We start from the raw sequence: 20551 nt of genomic DNA on the forward strand, positions 1-20551 counted from the left end.
GTCGCGGACGCCGCGTCACATCGCGTTCGGAGCTACTCTCGCCGTCATCACGGTGAGCATGTTCGCAGGAGCTCCGGCCCTGGCTGCCTCGCCTGCCGACGCGAACTGGTGGTACGACGCTTATGGCGTAGACCAGGTGCACGCGGAAGGCATTACTGGCAAGGGCGTGAAGATCGCCGTCATCGACGCTCAGATCAACCCCGACGTTCCCGACCTGCAAGGCACAGACCTCACCGTCTCGCCAGAATCGGCGTGTGCAACCGCGTCTCCGACGGACAGCAGCCCCACCGGCGACTCGATCCACGGCACGACCATCACCGCGATGCTCATCGGCAATGGGTCCGGTGCCTCCGGCATCCGCGGCATCGTTCCCGACGCGTCCGTGACGTTCTACGCGAGCGGACCGACCGAGTCGGACTGCGCGCCCCGCCCCGAAGCTGAAGCAGCCGATCTCTCCGGGAACGCCTGGCTCATGCAGAAGGCCCTGGATGATGGCGCGGACATCATCACCACCTCCATCGGAGGCGGCAAGGTCGGCAACGCAGACGACCTCGTGGTCGCTCAAGCAATCGCCCGGCAGGTGCCCGTCATCGCTGCAGTTCCCAACGATGCCAACGAAGGAGGCACGACGCCGTGGTCGTTCCGCGGCGTCGTGGCGGCCAATGCCGTCGATGCGAACCAGCAGCTGCTCTTGAACAGCCTTCAGGTCCCGAACGTGTCGTTGGACGTGACGCTGGCGGCACCGGGCGGGGGCCTGGCAACGCTCGGCACCGCCGACGGATGGGACTCGACGCGGACAACCAGCGGGGCATCGTTCGCTGCCCCGCTGATCGCGGGAATCTTCGCCGCCGCGAAGCAGAAGTATCCGGACGCGACGAACAATCAGCTCATGCAGTCCTTGGCGCACACCACGGGCGGCGAAGCCCACCCGCTCGAATACAGTGCTGACAGCGGGTACGGGTATGGCATCGCGTCTCTCGCCGGTGCGCTCAGCCAAGATCCGCGACAGTACGACGACGAGAACATCGCGCTCGGCAAGGGCTCGGAATATCCGACGGACGAATCGATCGCCGCCGCTTCGGCGACGCCGGGGACGCCTTCGTCCGCTCCCGAGTCGACATCGCTACCCGCCGCAGACCCTCAAGAGAACGCCGATGCGGCACTCGGCGGCGCATTCGTCATAGGCGGAGTCGTCGTCGCCGTTGTGATCATCTTCGCTATCGTCCTGACGATCGTGCTCGTCAGAAGAAGTCACCGCGTCAACCGAAGGGGGCAGTAATGAGCAATTGGGAACAGGCGCTGCGCAATATCGCGGAGGGTGCGCGGTGGGAGCTGCCCGCACTCGGACAAGTCAAGATGTCGCTCGAGCAACTGAGCACGCTGATGACGAGGGTTGCGAGCGACACGGGTTTCACAGGCGATACCGATACGGCCGCGATCAGCGGTTTGGACGAGGCCCGCGGATCTGTGCAGGACATGATCGCCTACCTCGATAACCTGCCTGAGGTCGTCGAAGTTGCCAACCGCCGCCGAGACGAAGCGCAGCAGATGCTGTCACAACTCGACTCCGGCGGGCTCTCGCCCGAGCAGACGACGGCGATTCGAGCCGCTGCGGCCGGGTCGACGGTTGTGTTCGGCGGTTTTTCCGTTATCGCGGGCGAAGGGGCCATTGCCGCGGCGAACTGGTTCATGGGCGATCAGCGCGAGAAGCAGGCGCAGAAGGCCGTTGAGGAGATGAGCAACCGCCTCGACCAGGACGGGCAGACTCTTTCACCCCCGCCCAAGTTCCGGTCGTTTGAAGACGGCGACGGCGGAAACGGCGGGGAGGGCGGCGGCACGCCGCCCTCCGTCACCGGGCCTGGAACGGGCGGAGGCCCGAGCTACGAGCAGTACCCGGACTACAACATGCCCGGCGGGAGCGGCAGCGACTTCTCCGGCATCGGTAATGACACGGGCGGCGTGATCAGCGACCCCGGCATCAACGACCAGCCGACGTTGCACACGCTGCCGCAGCCCGTGTGGATCACTCCGAACGACCCCGTATACGTCACTCCGACGCCCGATGGCCCGATCATCGGAACGGTACCGCCCGGAGGCTCCGGCGGTGGCGGTGGAGGCGGTCTCGGCGGGGGACTCGGCGGCGGGCTCGGCGGCGGAGGCGGGCTCACGTCCGGCTTGATCGCCGGAGGTGGCGGCGCCGCAGCGCTCGGTGGCCTGGGCCGCGCGGCCGCGGGTGGCCTCGGGCGCCTCGGTGGCGGGCTCGATGGAGCCGGCGGAGCGGGCGGTCTGGGCGGTGCGGGCGGCCTGGGCCGCGGCGGGCTCGCGGGTGGCCTGACGGCCAACGCGGGCGGCGCATCGGGCTCGGGCGGGATGCTCGGCCGAGGCGGCGCCGGTGCGGGCGCGGCCGGCGCGGCAGCAGAGTCGGGCGCCGGCACGCGCGGCGGAACCGGAATGATGGGCGGCGGCGGTGCGCCCGGCGGCGGCGGTCGCTCAGAGCAAAAGGGGCGGGGCCTGGGCGGTCCGATCGCGCCGAAGCTCGAGGACGATGAAGAGTTCGGTCCGCGTTCGGAGAACGCGGGCTCGGGGGGAAGGGACTGACCATGTTCGAACGAGCGAAGCAGGAATGTGAGGAGGGGTCATGAGCAACCAGATTTCCGCAACCGAGGGCGCGTTGCTGCGAGGTGCGGAGGCCGTTTCCGGCACCCACCTCGACATCACCGACGCCACTCGGCGCGTGCAGGCAGAGCTCGAGCAGATCCAGTCGATCTGGCAGGGGGATGCGTCGAGGTCGTACACCGAGATGATGAACTCGTGGACGGCGGGTGCGCACCGCATCAACCAGACACTGATTCACCTCGAAGAGGCACTGCGCAGCACGCACCGCGATCAGACCGCGCTCGAGGAGCAGCACCAGTCCACGATCAGTGGTCTCGGTTCGATGATGGGAGGGCAGTAATCATGGCAGATATGAGTGTCTCCCCCGCGGCGCTTTCCGCGTCCGCGGCACAGCTGCGCAGCGAGAGCCAGCGCATCGAGTCCGCTCTCCGCAGCCTCGAGCAGGAGGCCAACCGCCTGCGCGGAAACTGGGATGGCGCCGCACGCGTGGCCTACGACAACGCGCAGCGGTCGTGGTCGGTCACGTTCGAGCAGATGAAGTCGGTGCTGGCGAGCATCGCTTCGGCCACGGAGCAGATCTCGGACGGCTACGTCGAAACCGACAAGCGGTCCGCGAAGCTCTTCAACCGCTGACACGCGGCGCAACACCACCGTGCGGCTGGCGTCGGTTCCGTCCGATACCAGCCGCACTCCCTTTTTCCGCGTGTGTACGGGCGGCGACGACGGACAGCCGCGGCATCTGTCAATGGCCGCGGGAGTTCGTGCCGCGAACGATACGCTGATGGCACTGTTGTGACTGCTCGGGGGAACGATTTCGCATGACACGCGCTGACGCTGACGCCGCTGGTCGCGCCTCCACCGACGGGGTCGACCGCGCCCTGGTCGACGGGGGACGCTGACCGGTGCCGACAGAGCTCACCGAGCGACGTCGCGTCGCCATCGTCGACGGCGCGCAGCGACACGATCTCCTCATCCCTCTCGATGCCACGCTGAACGACGCCCTCCGCATCCTCGGCATCCGACCCGAAGTGGGCCGCGACGTGCTGATGGAACGCGACGGCCGCGAGGTCAGCCCGCTCCTACGCGTCGAAGACCTCGCCGACGGCGCCGTGCTCGCCGTCATCGACCTCTCGCAGCGCATCACCGCTCCGCGCGGACGCCGCGGCCGGCGACCCTCGCGTGCCCGCGGCGACGTACCGGGCGCCTGGTGGGCGATCGCCGGAATCGCCCTCGTCCTCGCCGTGGTCACGCTCGTCGCACCCGACGCGGTGCCGTCGGGGCTGCGCGCGCCCGTCGCCAGCGTCGCGGCGCTCGCGGCCGTCGTCTCCGGGCTCATGTTCAGCATCCGCGCACGGTCCGACCGCCCCGGCGGACACCCGGCCATCATCGCGATCCTGCTTCTCGCCTTCGCCGCGGGCACGACGATCGTGCCGCTGCTCCCCGCGGCGACCACGACGCTCTCCGTCTTCGTCGGGCTCCTCTTCGCCGCCGTGCTCGCCGGAGTGCTGCGCCTGGTCGGGCGCCCCGCGGCGCTTAGCGCGGAGTTCGGCGCGAGCACGACGATCCTGCTCACCATGGCCGCCATCTGGGGATTGGCGCTCCTGATGCACGTCGACGCCCTCGGCGCGACGGCCGTGACGCTCGGGATGGTGCCCGTCGCGCTGCGGATTCTGCTGTCGAGCCTCGTCGACGTGCCGCCCGGCATGTTCGTCGACTACGAGCGCTTCCAATCCACGCGGTGGAGCGTGCGCCAGACGCTCCCCGAATCCATCACGTCGATCGGTGCCGCCGACGCCCGCGACCTCGTAGCCCGCTCCACCGGTCGCCTCATCGCGGGAACGTTCATCCTCTGCGTCGCCGCGGCCGCCGCAGCGCCCATCGCGGTCGGCTCGTTCGACTCGCCCGATGCCCTCGTGACGGCGGGGCGCATCGCGCTCGCTATCACCACGGTGCTGGCGCTCCTCCTCGGCGCGCGTCGTTCGTCGGTGCCCTTCCTGCGCTGGATGCCGCGGGCCGCCGCCGCCGCCATCATCGTCGTCGCGGTGCTCGCCGCGACCCGGGACTCCGGGGCCGTATCGATGACCGTGCTGGCCGGCATCCTTCTCGCGATCGGCGCCGCTGCGGCCTTCGTCGTGATCCCCGCCGGGCGCGGCGCGCAGTCGCTCTTCTGGTCGCGGTTCGGCGACGTCTTCGAGTGGATCGCCATCGCCCTCTCGCTTCCCGCAGGGCTCCTGGCAGCCGACGCGATCACCGTTCTCCGAGGAGTGATGAACTCATGAGCCTGCCGCCACAGTTCACCGGCGAGCCCGCCAGCGTCGGCGCCCGACTCGCCGCGTTCAGCATCGACGTCGTGATCCTCGTCATCGTCGGGGTCGTCGCCTGGCTGCTCAGCGGCTCGCCCCTGTTCGGGCTCTTCCTCACCGCGGAAGCCGTGCTCGCGCTCTGGATCCTGCAGGCGCGTACCGGAGTCGGCCCGGGCAAGGCCATGCTCGGCCTCCGCGTGGCTCGTCTGGATGCCCCGTACTCGCCGGGCGCGGGGCGATCCTTCGTCCGCGGGTCGCTCGTCGCGCTCGGTGGCCTCGTCTTCGCCGCGGGCGCCTGGGTCGTCGAGGGAACGGCTGCATCCGACCGGTCCGGACTCCGTCGCTCCTGGGCTGACAAAGCCGCGCAGACCGTCGTCGTCGCGGTGCCGCGGCGCCCCAGGGCCGAGCGCGGACGCGGACGGAAGGGCGCCGCATCCGGGGTCTACTCCGTGCCCTCCCCGACCATCATCGCCCGCCCCTGGACCCCGGCCGCCGTGCCCGCCGACAAGTCGCGCGGTGCGACCGCTGCGGATGCCGCGGGCCCTCCCCCCGCCGCGCCCTGGGGTTCGCCGCTCACGCTCGCCCCAGCCCCCACCGCACCCGCCGACCTCGGCAACACCGACCAGCCGGTGCGCCCGACGGGTGCCGTCCCGCTCGTGGCGGCCGAGGGTGCCGATGAGGCTCTGTCGGGCGAACTGCTCCTCATCTTCGACACCGGTCAGCGAGCCCAGTTGCCCGTTCCGGTCGCCGTGAACCTCGGTCGAAACCCCGAGCAGACCGAGGCGACCGACGCTGTGCTCGTCGTGCACGACCCCGACTCGAGCGTCTCGAAGACCCATCTGCGCCTCGAACACGACCGTTCCGGCACCTGGGTGACGGATGCCGGTTCGACCAACGGCACCGAGCTGATCGACGACGATGGCGACGCCCGCACTCTTTCCCCGTACGTCCGCACCTACGTCGACGACGACACCCGCATCCGCATCGGAAACCGCGTGTTCACCGTCAGCCGCCTGATCGGAGACCTTTCGTGAGCAAGGGGCCTCGCCTGGCACCACCATCCGTGCCGAGCGGACGCATCGTCGTCCAGCCGCCGCCGGAACTCGTGCCCAACGAGGGCGGCAGCAGCATGCTCACCTCGCTCCTCCCGATGCTCGGGAGCGTCGGTGCGATCGTGATGGTGACGATCTCGAACGCCGGTCCCACCGGCTTCATCACGGGCGGCATGTTCCTGCTCTCCTCGCTCGGGTTCGTCGCCGTCAACGGCTGGCGGCAGAAGGCGCAGCGCAACGCCCAGGTGCTCGGCAACCGACGCGAGTACCTCGCCTACCTCGGCGAACTCCGCGAGACCGTGCGCACCGCGGCGCGCAAGCAGCGCCGTCACGGTGGCTGGGTCACGCCGGCGCCCTCGGCACTGCCCTTCATCGCTGAGGAGCGCACCCGCGTCTGGGAGCGCCAGCCGGGCGACGAGAACTTCCTCCGCACCCGCATCGGCACGTCCGACCAGCCCCTGTGCATCACCCTCGAAGCCCCCGAGCTGCCCCCGCTCGCGCAACTCGATCCCGTCGCCGCATCCGCCGCGCACCGGTTCATGCTGACCCACGAGATGCAGCCCGCCCTTCCGCTCGGCGTGACCCTCACCGACTACGCGAAGGTCGAGATCGTCGGATCGGACGAGGATGCGGTCCGAGCCCTCGCCCGGGCGATGGTCATCGGCGCCGCCACCCTGCAGGACCCCGAAGACGTCGTCGTGGCGATTCTCGCCGGTGACGCGCAGCTGCCCGCCTGGGACTGGGCGAAGTGGCTTCCGCACGCACTGTCGGGCCGTGTCACCGACAAGCTCGGACCCGCCCGCCTCATCGCCTCCACGCTCGACGACCTCGAAGACCTGCTGCCGGCGAGCCTGCGCGAGCGCCCGCGCTTCGGCCGCGGCGGCGGCGTCACCCCTCACGTCATCCTCGTCGTCGACGGCGTCCGTCTGCCGATGGGCGACCCGGTCGTCGGCGGCGACGGGATGCTGGGCGTTACCGTGATCGATCTGCCGAGCCGCTGGGCCGAGCTCGAGAACCCCGACGTACTGCGCATCGCGATGCCGGATGCGGACGCCGCCGAACGCCAGGCCGAGTTCATCGACCTGTCTCTCGGGTCGAGCCTGTTCACCCCCGACACCACGACGATCGCCGAGGCCGAGGCCACCGCTCGGCGCCTGATGCCGCTGCACACGAACCCGACGGCGCTCACCGACACGAACGCCGCCCTGCAGGGTCAGCGCGAACTCGTCGAGCTGCTCGGACTCCCCGACGTGCGCGAGGTCGACTTCGACCGCGCCTGGGCGGGGCGCCTCGAACGCGACCGGCTGCGTGTGCCGATCGGTCAGGACGTCGACGGCGTGCCCCTCGTGCTCGACCTCAAGGAGGCCGCGCAGCAGGGTATGGGCCCGCACGGCGTGATGATCGGTGCGACGGGTTCGGGGAAGTCCGAGGTGCTCCGCACCCTCGTGCTCGCGCTCGCGCTCACCCACTCCCCCGAGCAGCTCAACTTCGTGCTCGTCGACTTCAAGGGTGGCGCGACGTTCGCCGGGATGGCGGGCATGCCGCACGTCTCCGCGATCATCACGAACCTGGGCAGCGAACTCGCGCTCGTCGACCGTTTCCAGGACGCCCTGCAGGGTGAGGTCGTGCGGCGCCAGGAGCTGCTGCGCGCCGCCGGCAACTTCGCGAACGTGTCGGACTACGAGAAGGCCCGGAAGGGCGGGCGCACCGACCTGGCACCGCTTCCCGCGCTGCTGATCGTCGCCGATGAGTTCTCCGAGCTCCTCGCCGCCAAGCCCGAGTTCGTCGAGAGCTTCATCAACATCGGTCGCGTCGGCCGTTCGCTGCAGGTGCACCTGCTGCTCGCCTCGCAGCGGCTCGAAGAGGGCAAGCTCCGCGGCCTCGACACCTATCTGTCGTACCGCATCGGCCTCCGCACGTTCTCCGCGGCGGAGTCGCGCACCATCATCGGCACGCCCGACGCGTACACGCTCCCGCAGGAGCCGGGCGTCGGATTCCTCAAGGCCGACACCGACAACCTCGTCCAGTTCCGCGCGGCGTACGTCTCGGGCACCCCGAAGACGAAGCTCCGCGGCGGATCGACCGCATCCGCCCAGGAGACAACCGACTACACCGCGCAGATCGAGATGTTCACGGCCGCCGCGCAGCCGCTGGACCTGGTCGAGGAGACCTCCGCCCCGGTGCGCGACGCCGCCCAGCCGAAAGAGGAGCGCTCGACGTTCCAGATCGCGGTCGAGCGGATGTCGGGACGCGGCCCCGAGGCCCACCAGGTCTGGCTGCCGCCGCTCACGGATCCGTCCTCGCTCGACGAGCTCATGTCGGACCTCGTCGAAGACCCGCAGCTCGGACTCGTGTCGAAGGCCTGGCGCGGAGCCGGTGCGCTCACCGTGCCGCTCGGCATCGTCGACGTGCCGCTCGAGCAGCGCCGCGAGCACCTCGTCGTCTCGCTCGGCGGGGCCGCCGGTCACGTCGCGATCGTCGGCAGCCCGCTCAGCGGAAAGTCGACGATGGCCCGCACGCTCGTCTCGGCGCTCGCGCTGACGGCCAACCCGCTCGAGCTGCAGTTCTACGTGCTCGACTTCGGCGGTGGAAGCTTCACCGGCATGCAGCAGCATCCGCACATCGCCGGCGTCGCGACGCGCACCGAAGCCGAGTCGGTGCGCCGGACGGTCGCCGAGGTCGAGTCGATCATCGACGACCGCGAGAAGTTCTTCCGCCAGAACGGCGTGGACTCGATCGACACCTACCGCCTGCGCCGCAGCCAGGGCGTGGTCGACGACGGCTACGGCGACGTGTTCCTCGTGGTCGACGGCTGGGCGACGCTCCGCTCCGAGTACGAGGCCCTCGAGACCCGGGTGCAGACGATCGCGGCGCGCGGCCTCAGCTTCGGCGTGCACCTCATCGTCACCGCGAACCGGTGGCTCGAGATCCGCGCAAGCCTGAAGGACCTCATCCAGACTCGACTCGAGCTGCGTCTGGGCGACCCGACAGACTCGGAGATCGACCGCAAGCAGGCGGCCAACGTGCCCGCCGGCCAGCCCGGCCGCGGCCTCAGCCCGAAGCGCCTGCAGATGCTGTCGGCGCTCCCCCGCATCGACGGCTCGGGCGATGCCACCGCGCTCGTCGACGGCGTGGAAGACATGATCGCGCGCGTTTCGGCGGCCTGGCACGGACCGGCCGGCCCCAAGCTGCGCCTGCTTCCCGAGAACCTTTCGCTCGACGAGCTGCGCACGCAGGCAGGTGCCGACGACCCGCGGATGCTGCTCGGCGTCGACGAGGCGCAGCTCGCCCCGTTCGGCATCGACCCGCGCAAAGAACCGCACATGTACCTCTACGGCGACTCAGGCATGGGCAAGTCCGCGTTCCTGCGGAGCCTCACCCAGGAGATCATGCGGCTGTACGGCCCCAACGAGGCGAAGATCTTCGCGGTCGACTACCGCCGTTCGCTGCTCGGCGAGATCCCGTCCGAGTATCTGGGCGCGTACCTGACCTCGCACGAGCCGGCCTCGAGCGGACTCGCGGAACTCTCCGCGTTCTTCTCCGGCCGCATCCCCGGTCCCGACGTGACCCCCGAGCAGCTGCGCGACCGCAGCTGGTGGTCGGGCGCCGAGGGCTTCGTGATCGTCGACGACTACGACCTCGTCGCGACCAGCCAGGGCAACCCGCTAGCCGTGCTGCAGCCGTTGCTCGCGCAGGCCGCCGACGTGGGCCTGCACGTCATCCTCACGCGGCGCACCGGTGGCGCGAGCCGCGCGGCGTACGACCCGATCATCCAGCGCTTCACCGACCTCGGGGTGACCGGCATCCTGCTCGGCGGCAGCCCCGAGGAGGGACCGCTGATCGGCCGCGTGAAGGCCGTGCCGTCGGTACCCGGTCGTGCGCAGATCGTCAGCCGCGCGCAGGGCCTCGTGGCCGCGCAGCTCGCGTTCGCGCCCCCGCGCATGCACTGACTCCCGCCCGCTCGAATCGCGCCCCGGTGCTCCCGGGTTCGGGGCCGGGGTGCTCCCGGGTTCGGGCCTGGGTGCTCCCGGGTGCTCCCGGGTTCGGGGCGCGATTCTGCGTTTGGGGCGCGATATTCGCGCCCCAAACGCAGGAATGTGCCCCGAACCCGAAAGAAGGGAGGACGGGGCGCGGCAGGGGACGGACGAGGCGCGGCAGCGCGCGGCAGCGGGGTGACAGCGCGGGGAGCGGCGCGACAGCGGGGCGACAGCACGCGCGGAGCACAGTCGAGGCAACGCCACAGAAAGGCTCCCCATGACCTCCTCCTCCACCCTCGCGGTGCACGCCGAAGGGCTCGTCAAGACGTTCGGCGCCATGCGCGCCGTGGACGGCGTCGACCTGATCGTTCCGGCCGGCACCGTGTACGGCGTGCTCGGCCCCAACGGCGCCGGCAAGACGACCACCATCAACATGCTCGCCACGCTGCTTCGCCCCGACGGCGGGTCGGCGCGGATCTTCGGGCACGACGTCGTCCGCGACGCGCAGATCGTTCGTCAGCTGATCGGCGTGACGGGCCAGTTCGCCTCCGTCGACGAGACGCTCTCGGCCACCGAGAACCTCGTGATCTTCGCGCGGCTGCTCGGCCTCAGCCGCAGCGCTGCCCGCGCGAAGAGCGACGACCTGCTCGAGCGCTTCGGCCTCACCGAAGCGGCACGGCGTCCGCTGAAGAAGTTCTCCGGCGGGATGCGGCGGCGACTCGATCTCGCCGCATCCCTGATCGCCCAGCCGCCGTTGATCTTCCTCGACGAGCCCACCACGGGACTCGACCCGCGCACCCGCGGTCAGATGTGGGACACCATCCGCGAACTGGTCGCGAGTGGCTCCACGGTCCTCCTGACCACGCAGTACCTCGACGAGGCCGACCAGCTCGCCGACCGCATCGCGGTCATCGACCGGGGTCGTGTCGTCGCCGAGGGCACGTCCGACGAGCTGAAGGCGTCGGTGGGGAAGTCCAGCCTGCACCTGCGACTCGCGGATGCCGGAGACTCTGGCCTCGCCCTCGAAGCGATCGACCGCGTCCTCGGTGTACGCGGCACCCGATCGCCGGAGGCTGCGCGCCTCTCCGCGCCGATGACCCACCCGGACCGCGTCGCCGATCTGCTGATCGCGCTGCGCGAGCAGAGCATCGACGTCGTCGAGATGAGCGTGCAGAAGCCGACGCTCGACGAGGTCTTCCTGACCATCACCGGCCACGACACGGCCGATCAGAACACGTCGGATACCTCCGACGAGAAGGAGCCGGTGACGGCATGAGCACTCTCACCATCCACCCCGCCCGCATCGTTCCGGCCGGGGAGCGGGATCTGAAGAACCGCACCAGCATCGTCCAGACCCTGCAGAACACCCTCACCATGGCGTACCGCGGGCTCGTCAAGATCCGCCGCACCCCCGAGCAGCTGGTCGACGTCACGGTGCAGCCGCTCATCTTCACGCTCATGTTCGCCTACATCTTCGGCGGGGCGATCGCGGGCGACGTACAGGACTACCTGCCCGCCCTCATTCCCGGCATCCTCGTGCAGACCGTCATCACGACATCGGTCGTCACCGGTACGCAGTTGCGCGAAGACATGGACAAGGGCGTGTTCGACCGGTTCCGGTCGCTCCCGATCGCCCGCATCGCGCCGCTGTCAGGCGCTCTCCTCGCGGACACCGTGCGGTACGCGATCGCCACCACCCTCACGTTCGTGACGGGTTACATCATGGGCTACCGTCCCGCCGCCGGCCTCGGCGCGGTCATCGCATCGGCCCTGCTTGTCATCGTCTGCTCCTGGGCGATCAGCTGGATCTTCGCGTTCTTCGGCGTGATCGCCCGCACGGCATCGAGCGTGCAGGGCATCTCGATGCTCGTGCTGTTCCCGCTCACCTTCCTCTCCAACGCCTTCGTCCCGGTCGACACCCTGCCGAGCTGGCTGGCCTGGTTCGCGAACGTGAACCCGATCTCGCACCTCATCAGCGCCGTGCGCGATCTTGCCAACAGCGGCATTATTGGCGTGGACTTCTGGATGTCGCTGGCCGGCGCCGCGGTCATCGTCCTGATCTTCGCCCCGCTGACGGTGCGCGCGTACATGCGCAAGGCCTGAGCAGCCGGATGAGGGAGGCCGCGGTGATCCGCGGCCTCCCTCATCGCGTCAGTCCGAGTCTGCTCGCGCCACGAGCCGAGTGAGATCCGGTACCGGCGCGCGAGGCGCGTCGGGGTCGCGTCCCGCCGCGATCAGATCGCTCCGCAGACGCACGACGGCCGGATCGGTGGCGTCTGCACGCCCGCGGAGCGCATCCGCGGCGGCCACCGCATCCTGTGCGTCGTCGAGGCGCCCGGCGCGAACGAACCAGCCGGCGAGGGTCACGGCGATCTCCGCCAGGATCGGGGAATCGGCCGCGCGAACCGCGATCGGCACCGCCTCGCGCAGCGGCACGATCGCGGCGGCCGTGTCACCCGCGAGGGTGAGCGCCGCGGCTCGCCGCGCGAGACTCACCGCGATCACCTGCGGCGGGTAGCCGACCGTATCGACCTCGGCGATCCCGTCGAGGTGCCTCAGGGCTGCCGCGCCGTCGCCGACAGCGAGTTCGACGGATGCTGCCGCCAGCGCGAACTGGTGCCGCGCGCGCAGGGATCCGTCCCGTTCGGCCGTCGCGCCGCTCATCGCGAGCCTCGCGCGGGCCTCATCGATCCGCCCCATCCGCGTCAGCAGGAGCACGCCCTGCGACTGCTGCTGGATGACATCTCCCACGCTCGTCAGCCCCTCGAGCTCGCTGCTGACCGCATCCGCCACGGCGAGCGCCTCCTCGAGACGGCCCTGCAGCGTGAGCCACTCGGAACGCATCTGACTCGCCAGCGCGAGACCCCAGACGTCGCCGACGCTTTCGAACGCGGCCAGCGCACGCTCGCTGCGCACACCGAGCTCGTCCACCAGCCCGCTGTTCTGCGCGATCGCGGCCTGGATGACGGTGACGAGAGCCCGGCTCCACGCGGGAGCGCCGACGGGGAGATCGTCGTCGCGCAGCTCGATGGCCAGAGACCAGGGTTGATCGGTCGTGCCGCGCCCCTCGCTGCGAAGCGCGGCCCGCAGCAGCGCCGCGAGCGTCGCCGCGAGATCCGACGGCGTCGCATCCGCGGCATCCAGCACCCGCCGCGGATCGAGCGCACCGACGGGCACGGAGATGACCTCCTGCTGCATCACGCGGATGAGGATGGCGAGTCCCGCAACGATCACGGCGGGTTCGGAGTCGAGATCCTCGGCGGCCGGGAGCACCTCCGTCAGAGCGCTGCTCAGGGCGTCGAATCGTTCTCGCATGAGCCACACCCAGAACTGGGATCGCACGAGATCGAGGGACGTGCGACCGAGTTCCGGTCGCGACGTGCTCCAGCGCAGCGCCGCCGACAGGTTCTCTTCCGCCGCGTCGAACCATGCGACGGCGGCACGCACATCGGGCGTGCGCAGCAGTCGGTCGCGCGGGAGCGCGAGGGAGGCCATGACCCGCGCCTGCCGGTCGTGCGAGGCGGCCAGTCGGCCTTCGCGCCGCAGCGCGTCGAGGCCGTACTCGCGCACGGTTTCGAGCAACCGGTAACGGCCTCGCCGCCGGTGCACGAGCGATCGGTCGACGAGCGCATCGACGTCCGCGGCATCCACATCGAACGCGGCCGCGACCGCGACGACGTCTTCGGCGGCCACCCCGTCCGGGAAGACCGCCACGGTCAGCAGCGCATCGCGCTCGGCCGCGGTGAGCAGCTCCCAGCTCCAGTCGATGACAGCGCGCAGCGTCTGGTGACGGGCCTCCGCGGACCGCGGCCCGCGGGCGAGCAGCGCGAATCGGTCGGCGAGTCCTGCCTCGATCTCGTCGACCGTGAGAACGCGCGCTCGCGCCCCTGCCAGCTCGAGCGCGAGCGGCAACCCGTCGAGGCGACGGGCGATCCGCGCGACGGCGGCCCGCTCACCCGGGTCGAGCTCTCGACCGCGCGCGGCACGGATGCGCGCCGTCAGCAGCAGCGCGGCGTCCGCATCCGCGAGCGGACCCAGTTCGACGAATGCCTCGACGGGCAGTCCGAGCGGTTCCCGGCTCGTGACGAGCACCCGGCACGCGGGCGCGACGCGCAGCACGTCGGCGACGACGTCCGCGGTCTCGGCGACGACGTGCTCCGCATTGTCGAGCACGAGAAGCACGGCGCGGTCGGCGAGCGCCTGCAGCGCGCGTTCGCGCGGGGTCGCGGACGCGACCGGGGTGGTGTCGTTGACGCGGATGCTGCGCCCGAGCGCTGTGGCGACCGCATCCCAGACCTCCCCGCCCGACACGGGGGCGAGCTCGACGAGCACCGCGGGGCCACGCGCTCGTGCGGTTTCGAGCGCGAGCGTGGTCTTCCCCGCACCGCCGGGCCCGATCAGGGTCACGAGACGGTTCTCCGCGAGCTGCCCGCGGATGAGCGAGAGTTCGTCGGCGCGACCGACCAACGTCGTCACCGCGGCCGGGATCGATCCGGGTCCCGAAGCGGCGCCCGCATCCGGGGTCGCGGCGCCCGCATCCGAGGCATCGGGACGTCGTTCGGCAGCGAGCCGCTCCGCGTGTGCGCGGTCCTCCCACAGATCGCGCACCACCCAGTCGAAGCCGTCGGGGGTCCAGACCTCGCCGCGCCAGAGCGAGAGGGCGTCGCGCGCGCGGCGTACCGCGGTGTCGGGATCTGCCACCCGCGCCGCCGCAACGAGATCCGCGAACGCGGTGACGTCGACGTCGGCCCGCGGCACGTCGAGGAGGTACCCGCCCGGCGCCGCCCGCACCACTCCGGCGGGCAGCGTTCGACGCAGTCGCGACACGAGCGACTGGAGAGCGGCGCGCGGGTCTTCGGGAGCATCCGCCGGCCAGACGTCCTCGGCGAGGGCCCGGTAGCCGACCGTCGTGCCCGCATCCAGGGCGAGGCGGAAGAGCAACGCGCGCTGTCCGGCGCCGCTCACGTCGAGGCGAGCGCCGTCGTCGTCCCAGGCGCCGAACCCGCCGAAGAAGCGCAATCGCACGTCCTTACTGTAGGACCGCGGCGCCGCCGCCCCCGCCGCCCACCGCACGCGCGTCCTTCCGCATCCGGCTCCCGATTCTCGTCGGCCCGGCTCCCGTCTCCCGCATCCGGCTTGCGTCCTCCCGGTTCGGGGCGCGTTCCTGCGTTTGGGGCGCGAGATTCACGCCCCAAACGCAGGAATGCGCCCCAAACCCACGAGGGCGCGCGGGCGCGGGTCAGCCGCGGGTGGTGACGTGCTCGGCGAAGAGGCCGGGCCACGCCATGACGCCGTACGGGCTGCGAGCCACGACGAGGCGGCTGTCGGAGATCAGGTCGCAGAGGGTGCGGGCGGTCTTCAGCGGATGCGTGCGGTCGCCCGTCCAGGCGAGCACGAGCGTCGGCGCCGTGATGCGGGCGACCTTCTTGCGCGTCGGCAGGTCGGTGGCCGCGGCGCCGCGGAGCACCGTGGGCAGCAGCTCCGCCGGCACGGTCGGCCGCGTCTCGGGGGCATCGGCGAGCGCCGGCGGAACCGGCGCCGTATCGCCCAGCGCGAGAAGCGCCGAAAGACCGCCGCGCTCGACGAGCTTCGCGTTCGCCCGATAGACATCGCCCTGCGCCCGGCGGCGCTTCCACGCCGTCGGCGGGGTGACGAGGGTCAGACTCGAGAACCGGTGCCGGTCGGCGACCGCCGCGTGCAGCAGCGTTCCCGTTCCCATCGACGGCCCGACGCCGTGCACGCGTTCACCGGGGGCGACACGGTCGAGCAGCGCAAGCAGGTCGTCCGCGAGCGAATCCCATCCGTAATCCTCCGCGCGGTCGGTGCCGGTGGAGAGGCCGTGCGCCCGAGCGTCGTAGCGCAGCACCCGGTGCCCGCGCAGGGCCCGGCCGAGATCGAGCCCGAGCTGGGCGTCACGCGCGCGGCTCGAGGTGAGGCCGTGCAACTGCACCACGAGGGGTCCGTCGTCTCCCGTGATGTCGTAGTCGAGCGTGGCCCCGCGCACCGTCATCGCGGGCATCGGCCCTCCTGGAATCGTCGAGAAATCTGCGACCCCTAGACTACGACGCCATGCGCCTGACCAACGTCGCCCAGCTGTCGCTCCCTCCGGGACGACTGCACAGTTACGTCGTGCCGGTGCGGCGCACCGACCGGAGGCTGCCGGTGTCGTTCGACCAGGAGCGGCACGTGGGTCAGGGCGATCGTCCCGGCTCGTGGATGGCGATCTCGTTCCGGATGCCGCGCGCCACCCGCGACGAACTCGGCGCCGCGTGGGACGCCGTGGTGGCGCGGCACGCGACGCTGCGGACCGTGTTCGCCGACGAGGGCGGCGTGCGCCTGTACGAGGGCGAGGCGGAGGCGGGCAGCTGGCGTCCGCATCCGGTATCGGGCACCACCGCCGCCGCGGTGCGTGAGATCTTCGACGCCGAGTGCCGGCCGTACGCACCCGGGTCGTATCGCCTCTGCGTCGTCGAGCCCGACGGCGAGGCTCCGGTCGTCGTGATCGGCGCCGACCACTCGCACGTCGACATGTGGTCGCTCGTCGTGCTCGGGCGCGACCTCGGACTGGCCGTGGACTCCGTCCGCACGGGCGCGCCGATCCCCCTCGAGCCCGTCGACGGGTTCGCCGCGCACACGGCGGCACTCGAGCGGATGCCGCCGGCCCCGGCTGAGGTCAGTGAGCGGTGGGAGCACCTGCTGGCGGCCGAGGGCGAGGCGATGCCGCGCTTCCCGCTGCCGCTCGGCGACCTGTCGGTGCCGCATCCGGAGGTCGTCGAGGTGCACGACGTGCTGGATGCCGACGGGGTCGTGCGCCTCACCCGGGCGGCCGACCTGCTGCGGGTGCGCGTGACCGCGCTGGCGCTCGGCGTGCTCACCGAGGTCTCGCTGCGACTGGCGGGCACACCGCTGCGCGCGGTGTTCCCCGTGCACAGCCGGAACGATCCGCGCTGGTTGCACGCCGTGGGCTGGTTCATCACCAACGCGGTCATCGAGTGCACCGACCCCGACCCGCGGGCGTGCGCCGCCGACGTGAAACACGCCCTGCAGCTCGGTTCGTTCCCGCTCGCGCCGATCTTCGGGCCGCGCGGGGGGATGCCGGCCACTCCGGGGATGTTCGCCATCTCGTGGCTCGACACGCGGCGCCTGCCGGTGTCGGTGCCGGCGGATGCGGACGCCCACTGGGTCTCCGCCGTCATCCGCACCGACGGGGTCATGATCTGGTTCGTCGTCAACGACACCGGGCTGCACCTGCGCTGCCGCTATCCCGATACTCCCCAGGCCCGTGATTCGGTCGGGCGCTGGCTCGAGGCCGTCGAAGAGGGCGTTCGAAAGGCGGCGGACGACCCGGTCGTGTCGGCCCCGCCGTTAGCCTGAAGGGATGGCCACGCGGGATGAGAACAGACGTCGACGACTCACCCGAATGCCCTCGCAGGGCGCGATCGTCGCGGTCCTCGCCCTCGCCGGCCTCGCGTCGTCGTTCATGTTCACGCTCGTCGTGCCGATCCAGGCGAAGCTGCCGGAGCTCTTGGACGCGAGCCGGGAAGACACCGCCTGGGTGGTGACCTCGACCCTGCTGGCGTCGGCGGTGATCACCCCGATCGCGGGTCGACTCGGCGACATGTACGGCAAGCGCCGGATCGTGCTCGTGCTCCTCGGACTGCTCGTGCTCGGTTCGGTCATCGCGGCGCTCTCGCCCGGGATCGTCGGCGTCGTGGTCGGCCGCACCCTGCAGGGCGCGGTGACCGGTGTCGTGCCGCTCGGCATCTCGATCCTCCGCGACGTTCTGCACGAGGACCGCGTGGATGGCGCGATCGCGCTGATCAGCGCGACCCTCGGCGTGGGCGGCGCGCTCGGTCTGCCCATCAGCGCCCTGGTCACCGAGAACGCGGACTGGCATGTGCTGTTCTGGGTCGCCGCGGCCCTGGGCGTCGTCGTCTTCCTGCTCGTGCTCTGGATCGTGCCGGTCAGCGTGCTGCGCACCGCCGGCCGCTTCGATTACGTCGGCGCCGTCGGGCTCGCGATCGGGCTCGTCGGCGTGCTGCTCGCCATCTCGCGCGGCAACGAGTGGGGTTGGGCGTCGCCCGCGACCCTCGCCTGCGGACTCGGCGGCATCCTGGTGCTGCTCGTCTGGGGCGCGTACGAACTCCGGATCGCCGAGCCCCTGCTCGACCTCCGGATCGCCGCGCGGCCGGCCGTGCTGCTCACGAACATCGCCTCCATCGGCATGGGCTTCGCGCTGTTCGGCTCGAACGTCGTGTACCCGCAGATGCTCGAGCTGCCCGTCGAGACGGGTGCCGGATTCGGACTCTCGCTGCTCGCCGCATCCCTCGTCGTGATGCCGTCGGGTCTCGTGATGATGGTGCTCTCGCCGTTCTCGGGTCGCCTCGCGCGCACCGTCGGGCCCCAACTGCTGCTCGTGCTCGGGGCGATCTCGCTCGTCGTGGCGTACGGCTTCACACTGCTCTTCTCGAGTGAGGTCTGGCACATCGTCGTCGCGAACATCATCATCGGGGTGGGCATCGGGTTCGGTTACGCGGCGATGCCGATGCTGATCATGCGGTCGGTGCCGCAGTCCGAGACCGGAGCGTCGAACGGGTTGAACGCCCTGTTCCGGTCGCTCGGCACGTCGAGCGCGGCGGCCGTCATCGGCGCCGTGCTGGCGACCTACTCCCGTCCGTTCGAGGGGATGCCGACACCGACCGCCGAGGCCTTCCACATCTCGTTCCTGCTCGGCGGCGGGGCGGCGGTCGTGGCCCTCGTGCTCGCGCTGTTCATCCCCCGCCGGCGCGACGCCCGCGAGGGCCGCCCCTCGCTGCCCGAGTAGCCCGCGCCGGCCGCGATGGCACGGGGCCGCGAGACAGCATCCGCGGGTCGAGACAGCTGTCGCCGACCGACGTCTCGCCGCCCCACTGCAGTCTCGCGGCCGACGTGCTGTCTACGCGCGCCGAGCGCCGCCGCGCGAGGAGCACCGCAGCCGGGCTACGGTGAGGCCATGAACGACTCGACGGGGGCATCCTCCGCCCCAGCGGATGCACACGCCACCGGTTCAGACACCGACGCCCGGTTCTTCGGCCAGCCGTGGGCTCTCGCACACATCTTCGGCGTCGAGATGTGGGAACGCTTCAGCTTCTACGGTCTGCAGGGCATCCTGCTCATCTACCTGTACTACACGGTCGATCAGGGCGGCCTCGGCATCGACAAGGCCGTTGCGACCGGCATCGTCGGCGCCTACGGCGGAACCGTGTACCTCTCGACGATCCTGGGCGCGTGGATCGCCGACCGCATCCTCGGATCCGAGCGCGTCCTCTTCTTCAGCGCCATCGTGATCATGGCCGGGCACATCGCCCTCGCCCTGGTTCCGGGAGTCCTCGGCGTCGGGATCGGTCTCGTGCTCGTCGCGCTCGGCTCCGGCGGGTTGAAGGCCAACGCGACCTCGGTCGTCGGCACCCTCTACGCGGCCGACGACGCGCGTCGTGACGGCGGTTTCTCGCTCTTCTACCTCGGCATCAACCTCGGCGCGTTCTTCGGCCCGATCCTGACGGGACTGCTGCAGTCGACCCTCGGGTTCCACTGGGGCTTCGGGCTCGCGGCCGTCGGCATGGCGATCGGTCTGGTGCAGTACTCGTTCGGCCGGCGCAGCCTGCCCGCCGCGAGCCGCGCCATCCCGAATCCGTTGCCGAGAAAACGGTACGGGATGTGGGGCGCCATCGCTGCAGCCGGCGTGATCGTCATCGTGATCGCCGTGGTCACAGGACTCATCCGCGCCGACAACCTCGCGCTCGTCGTGATCGCGGTGACGGTCGCCGCAACGATCGCGTACTTCGCCGTCATCCTGTCGTCGAAGCGGGTGTCGTCGGACGAGCGCTCACGCGTGTTCGGCTTCATCCCGCTGTTCATCGTGAGCGTCGGCTTCTGGTCGCTCTACCAGCAGCAGTTCACGGTGCTGACGATCTACTCGGACGTGCGCCTGAACCGCGACCTGTTCGGGTGGGAGATGCCGGTGTCGTGGGTGCAGTCGATCAACCCGGTGTTCATCATCATCCTGTCCGGGGTGTTCGCCGCCCTGTGGACGAAGCTGGGCCGGCGCCAGCCGACCACCCCGGTCAAGTTCGGTCTCGCCGCGATCGTAATGGGAGCGGCGTTCCTGCTGTTCCTCATCTGGGCGGATGGCGGCCAGAACACCACCCCGATCCTCGCGATCATCGGCATCCTGTTCGTCTTCACGGTGGCCGAACTACTGCTCTCACCCATCGGCCTGTCGGTGTCGACGAAGCTCGCGCCGTCGGTCTTCCGCACCCAGATGGTGGCGCTGTTCTTCCTGTCGGTCGCCCTCGGCACGGCGATCGCGGGCCAGCTCGGCACGTTCTACGATCCGACCAACGAGGTGCCGTACTTCGCGATCCTCGGCGCGATCGCCGTCGCCCTCGGCGCGGCCCTGCTGCTCTGCGCGAAGCCCGTGCTCGCGCTGATGCGCGGCGTGCGCTGACCCACCCGCGGCCCGTCCCACCTGGCCGGCCTCACCCGCGAGACGGGATCTGCGCGCCGAGACAGCGGGGTTACCCCACGGTCTCGGCGCCAAGATCCCGTCTCGCGGTAGGAGGGG

The 20551-nt window shown here is 70.8% G+C and carries 14 protein-coding genes; 12 read left to right on the top strand and 2 right to left on the bottom strand.

The features are described from left to right. Window positions 1-58 precede the first annotated feature (58 nt). From LMI96_RS13770 to LMI96_RS13810, 9 genes are all read left to right on the top strand, one after another. Complete coding sequence (locus LMI96_RS13770; RefSeq protein ID WP_223723316.1) at window positions 59-1279, top strand: S8 family serine peptidase; 1221 nt, start codon at window positions 59-61, stop codon at window positions 1277-1279. Next, complete coding sequence (locus LMI96_RS13775; protein WP_228361894.1) at window positions 1279-2598, top strand: hypothetical protein; 1320 nt, start codon at window positions 1279-1281, stop codon at window positions 2596-2598. The genes LMI96_RS13770 and LMI96_RS13775 overlap by 1 nt, the downstream gene beginning before the upstream one ends. Before the next feature lie 40 nt (window positions 2599-2638). Next, window positions 2639-2956 carry a WXG100 family type VII secretion target gene (locus tag LMI96_RS13780; protein ID WP_223723141.1) on the top strand — a complete coding sequence of 106 codons (318 nt, stop codon included), beginning with the start codon at window positions 2639-2641 and terminating at the stop codon, window positions 2954-2956. Between the two features lie 11 nt (window positions 2957-2967). Beyond that, a complete protein-coding gene (locus tag LMI96_RS13785; RefSeq protein WP_223723142.1) occupies window positions 2968-3249 on the top strand; it encodes a WXG100 family type VII secretion target in 282 nt (93 codons plus the stop codon). 269 nt (window positions 3250-3518) lie between these two features. After that, window positions 3519-4895, top strand: a complete 1377-nt coding sequence (locus tag LMI96_RS13790; protein ID WP_223723143.1) for a hypothetical protein — start codon at window positions 3519-3521, stop codon at window positions 4893-4895. After that, window positions 4892-5953 carry an RDD family protein gene (locus LMI96_RS13795; RefSeq protein ID WP_228361895.1) on the top strand — a complete coding sequence of 354 codons (1062 nt, stop codon included), beginning with the start codon at window positions 4892-4894 and terminating at the stop codon, window positions 5951-5953. The genes LMI96_RS13790 and LMI96_RS13795 overlap by 4 nt, the downstream gene beginning before the upstream one ends. Further along, entirely contained in the window at window positions 5950-9921 is a 3972-nt protein-coding gene (gene eccCa / locus LMI96_RS13800) for a type VII secretion protein EccCa (RefSeq protein ID WP_228361896.1), read from the top strand. The genes LMI96_RS13795 and eccCa overlap by 4 nt, the downstream gene beginning before the upstream one ends. A gap of 304 nt (window positions 9922-10225) precedes the next feature. After that, a complete protein-coding gene (locus LMI96_RS13805; RefSeq protein WP_228361897.1) occupies window positions 10226-11224 on the top strand; it encodes an ATP-binding cassette domain-containing protein in 999 nt (332 codons plus the stop codon). Next, complete coding sequence (locus LMI96_RS13810) at window positions 11221-12051, top strand: ABC transporter permease (RefSeq protein ID WP_228361898.1); 831 nt, start codon at window positions 11221-11223, stop codon at window positions 12049-12051. The genes LMI96_RS13805 and LMI96_RS13810 overlap by 4 nt, the downstream gene beginning before the upstream one ends. A 48-nt stretch (window positions 12052-12099) precedes the next feature. Here the strand turns inward: LMI96_RS13810 and LMI96_RS13815 are convergent, their stop codons facing one another. Together LMI96_RS13815 and LMI96_RS13820 are read right to left on the bottom strand one after the other, a co-directional pair. Next, the gene (locus LMI96_RS13815; RefSeq protein WP_228361899.1) at window positions 12100-14973 is read right to left on the bottom strand and encodes an AAA family ATPase; all 2874 of its coding nucleotides are present in this window, start codon (window positions 14971-14973) and stop codon (window positions 12100-12102) included. A 214-nt stretch (window positions 14974-15187) separates the two neighbouring features. Continuing rightward, a complete protein-coding gene (locus tag LMI96_RS13820) occupies window positions 15188-15967 on the bottom strand; it encodes an alpha/beta fold hydrolase (RefSeq protein WP_223723149.1) in 780 nt (259 codons plus the stop codon). A gap of 50 nt (window positions 15968-16017) precedes the next feature. On the opposite strand from LMI96_RS13820, the gene LMI96_RS13825 reads away from it, so the two are divergent. From LMI96_RS13825 to LMI96_RS13835, 3 genes are all read left to right on the top strand, one after another. Next, entirely contained in the window at window positions 16018-17322 is a 1305-nt protein-coding gene (locus tag LMI96_RS13825) for a peptide synthetase (protein ID WP_228361900.1), read from the top strand. A 46-nt stretch (window positions 17323-17368) separates the two neighbouring features. Beyond that, complete coding sequence (locus tag LMI96_RS13830) at window positions 17369-18772, top strand: MFS transporter (protein ID WP_228362028.1); 1404 nt, start codon at window positions 17369-17371, stop codon at window positions 18770-18772. Window positions 18773-18940: 168 nt separating this feature from the next. Next, the gene (locus tag LMI96_RS13835) at window positions 18941-20434 is read left to right on the top strand and encodes a peptide MFS transporter (RefSeq protein WP_228361901.1); all 1494 of its coding nucleotides are present in this window, start codon (window positions 18941-18943) and stop codon (window positions 20432-20434) included. The last annotated feature ends 117 nt before the right edge of the window (window positions 20435-20551 follow it).

Source organism: Microbacterium sp. cx-59, from assembly GCF_020805625.1.
Lineage (GTDB): Bacteria > Actinomycetota > Actinomycetes > Actinomycetales > Microbacteriaceae > Microbacterium.

Coding starts and splice junctions, on each gene's coding strand:
- LMI96_RS13770 (WP_223723316.1), top strand. CDS start 59: ATGTTCGCAGGAGCTCCGGCCCTGGCTGCCTCGCCTGCCGACGCGAAC.
- LMI96_RS13805 (WP_228361897.1), top strand. CDS start 10,226: ATGACCTCCTCCTCCACCCTCGCGGTGCACGCCGAAGGGCTCGTCAAG.
- LMI96_RS13820 (WP_223723149.1), bottom strand. CDS start 15,967: ATGCCCGCGATGACGGTGCGCGGGGCCACGCTCGACTACGACATCACG.
- LMI96_RS13785 (WP_223723142.1), top strand. CDS start 2,968: ATGAGTGTCTCCCCCGCGGCGCTTTCCGCGTCCGCGGCACAGCTGCGC.
- LMI96_RS13775 (WP_228361894.1), top strand. CDS start 1,279: ATGAGCAATTGGGAACAGGCGCTGCGCAATATCGCGGAGGGTGCGCGG.
- LMI96_RS13780 (WP_223723141.1), top strand. CDS start 2,639: ATGAGCAACCAGATTTCCGCAACCGAGGGCGCGTTGCTGCGAGGTGCG.
- LMI96_RS13825 (WP_228361900.1), top strand. CDS start 16,018: ATGCGCCTGACCAACGTCGCCCAGCTGTCGCTCCCTCCGGGACGACTG.
- LMI96_RS13810 (WP_228361898.1), top strand. CDS start 11,221: ATGAGCACTCTCACCATCCACCCCGCCCGCATCGTTCCGGCCGGGGAG.
- LMI96_RS13795 (WP_228361895.1), top strand. CDS start 4,892: ATGAGCCTGCCGCCACAGTTCACCGGCGAGCCCGCCAGCGTCGGCGCC.
- LMI96_RS13830 (WP_228362028.1), top strand. CDS start 17,369: ATGCCCTCGCAGGGCGCGATCGTCGCGGTCCTCGCCCTCGCCGGCCTC.
- LMI96_RS13835 (WP_228361901.1), top strand. CDS start 18,941: ATGAACGACTCGACGGGGGCATCCTCCGCCCCAGCGGATGCACACGCC.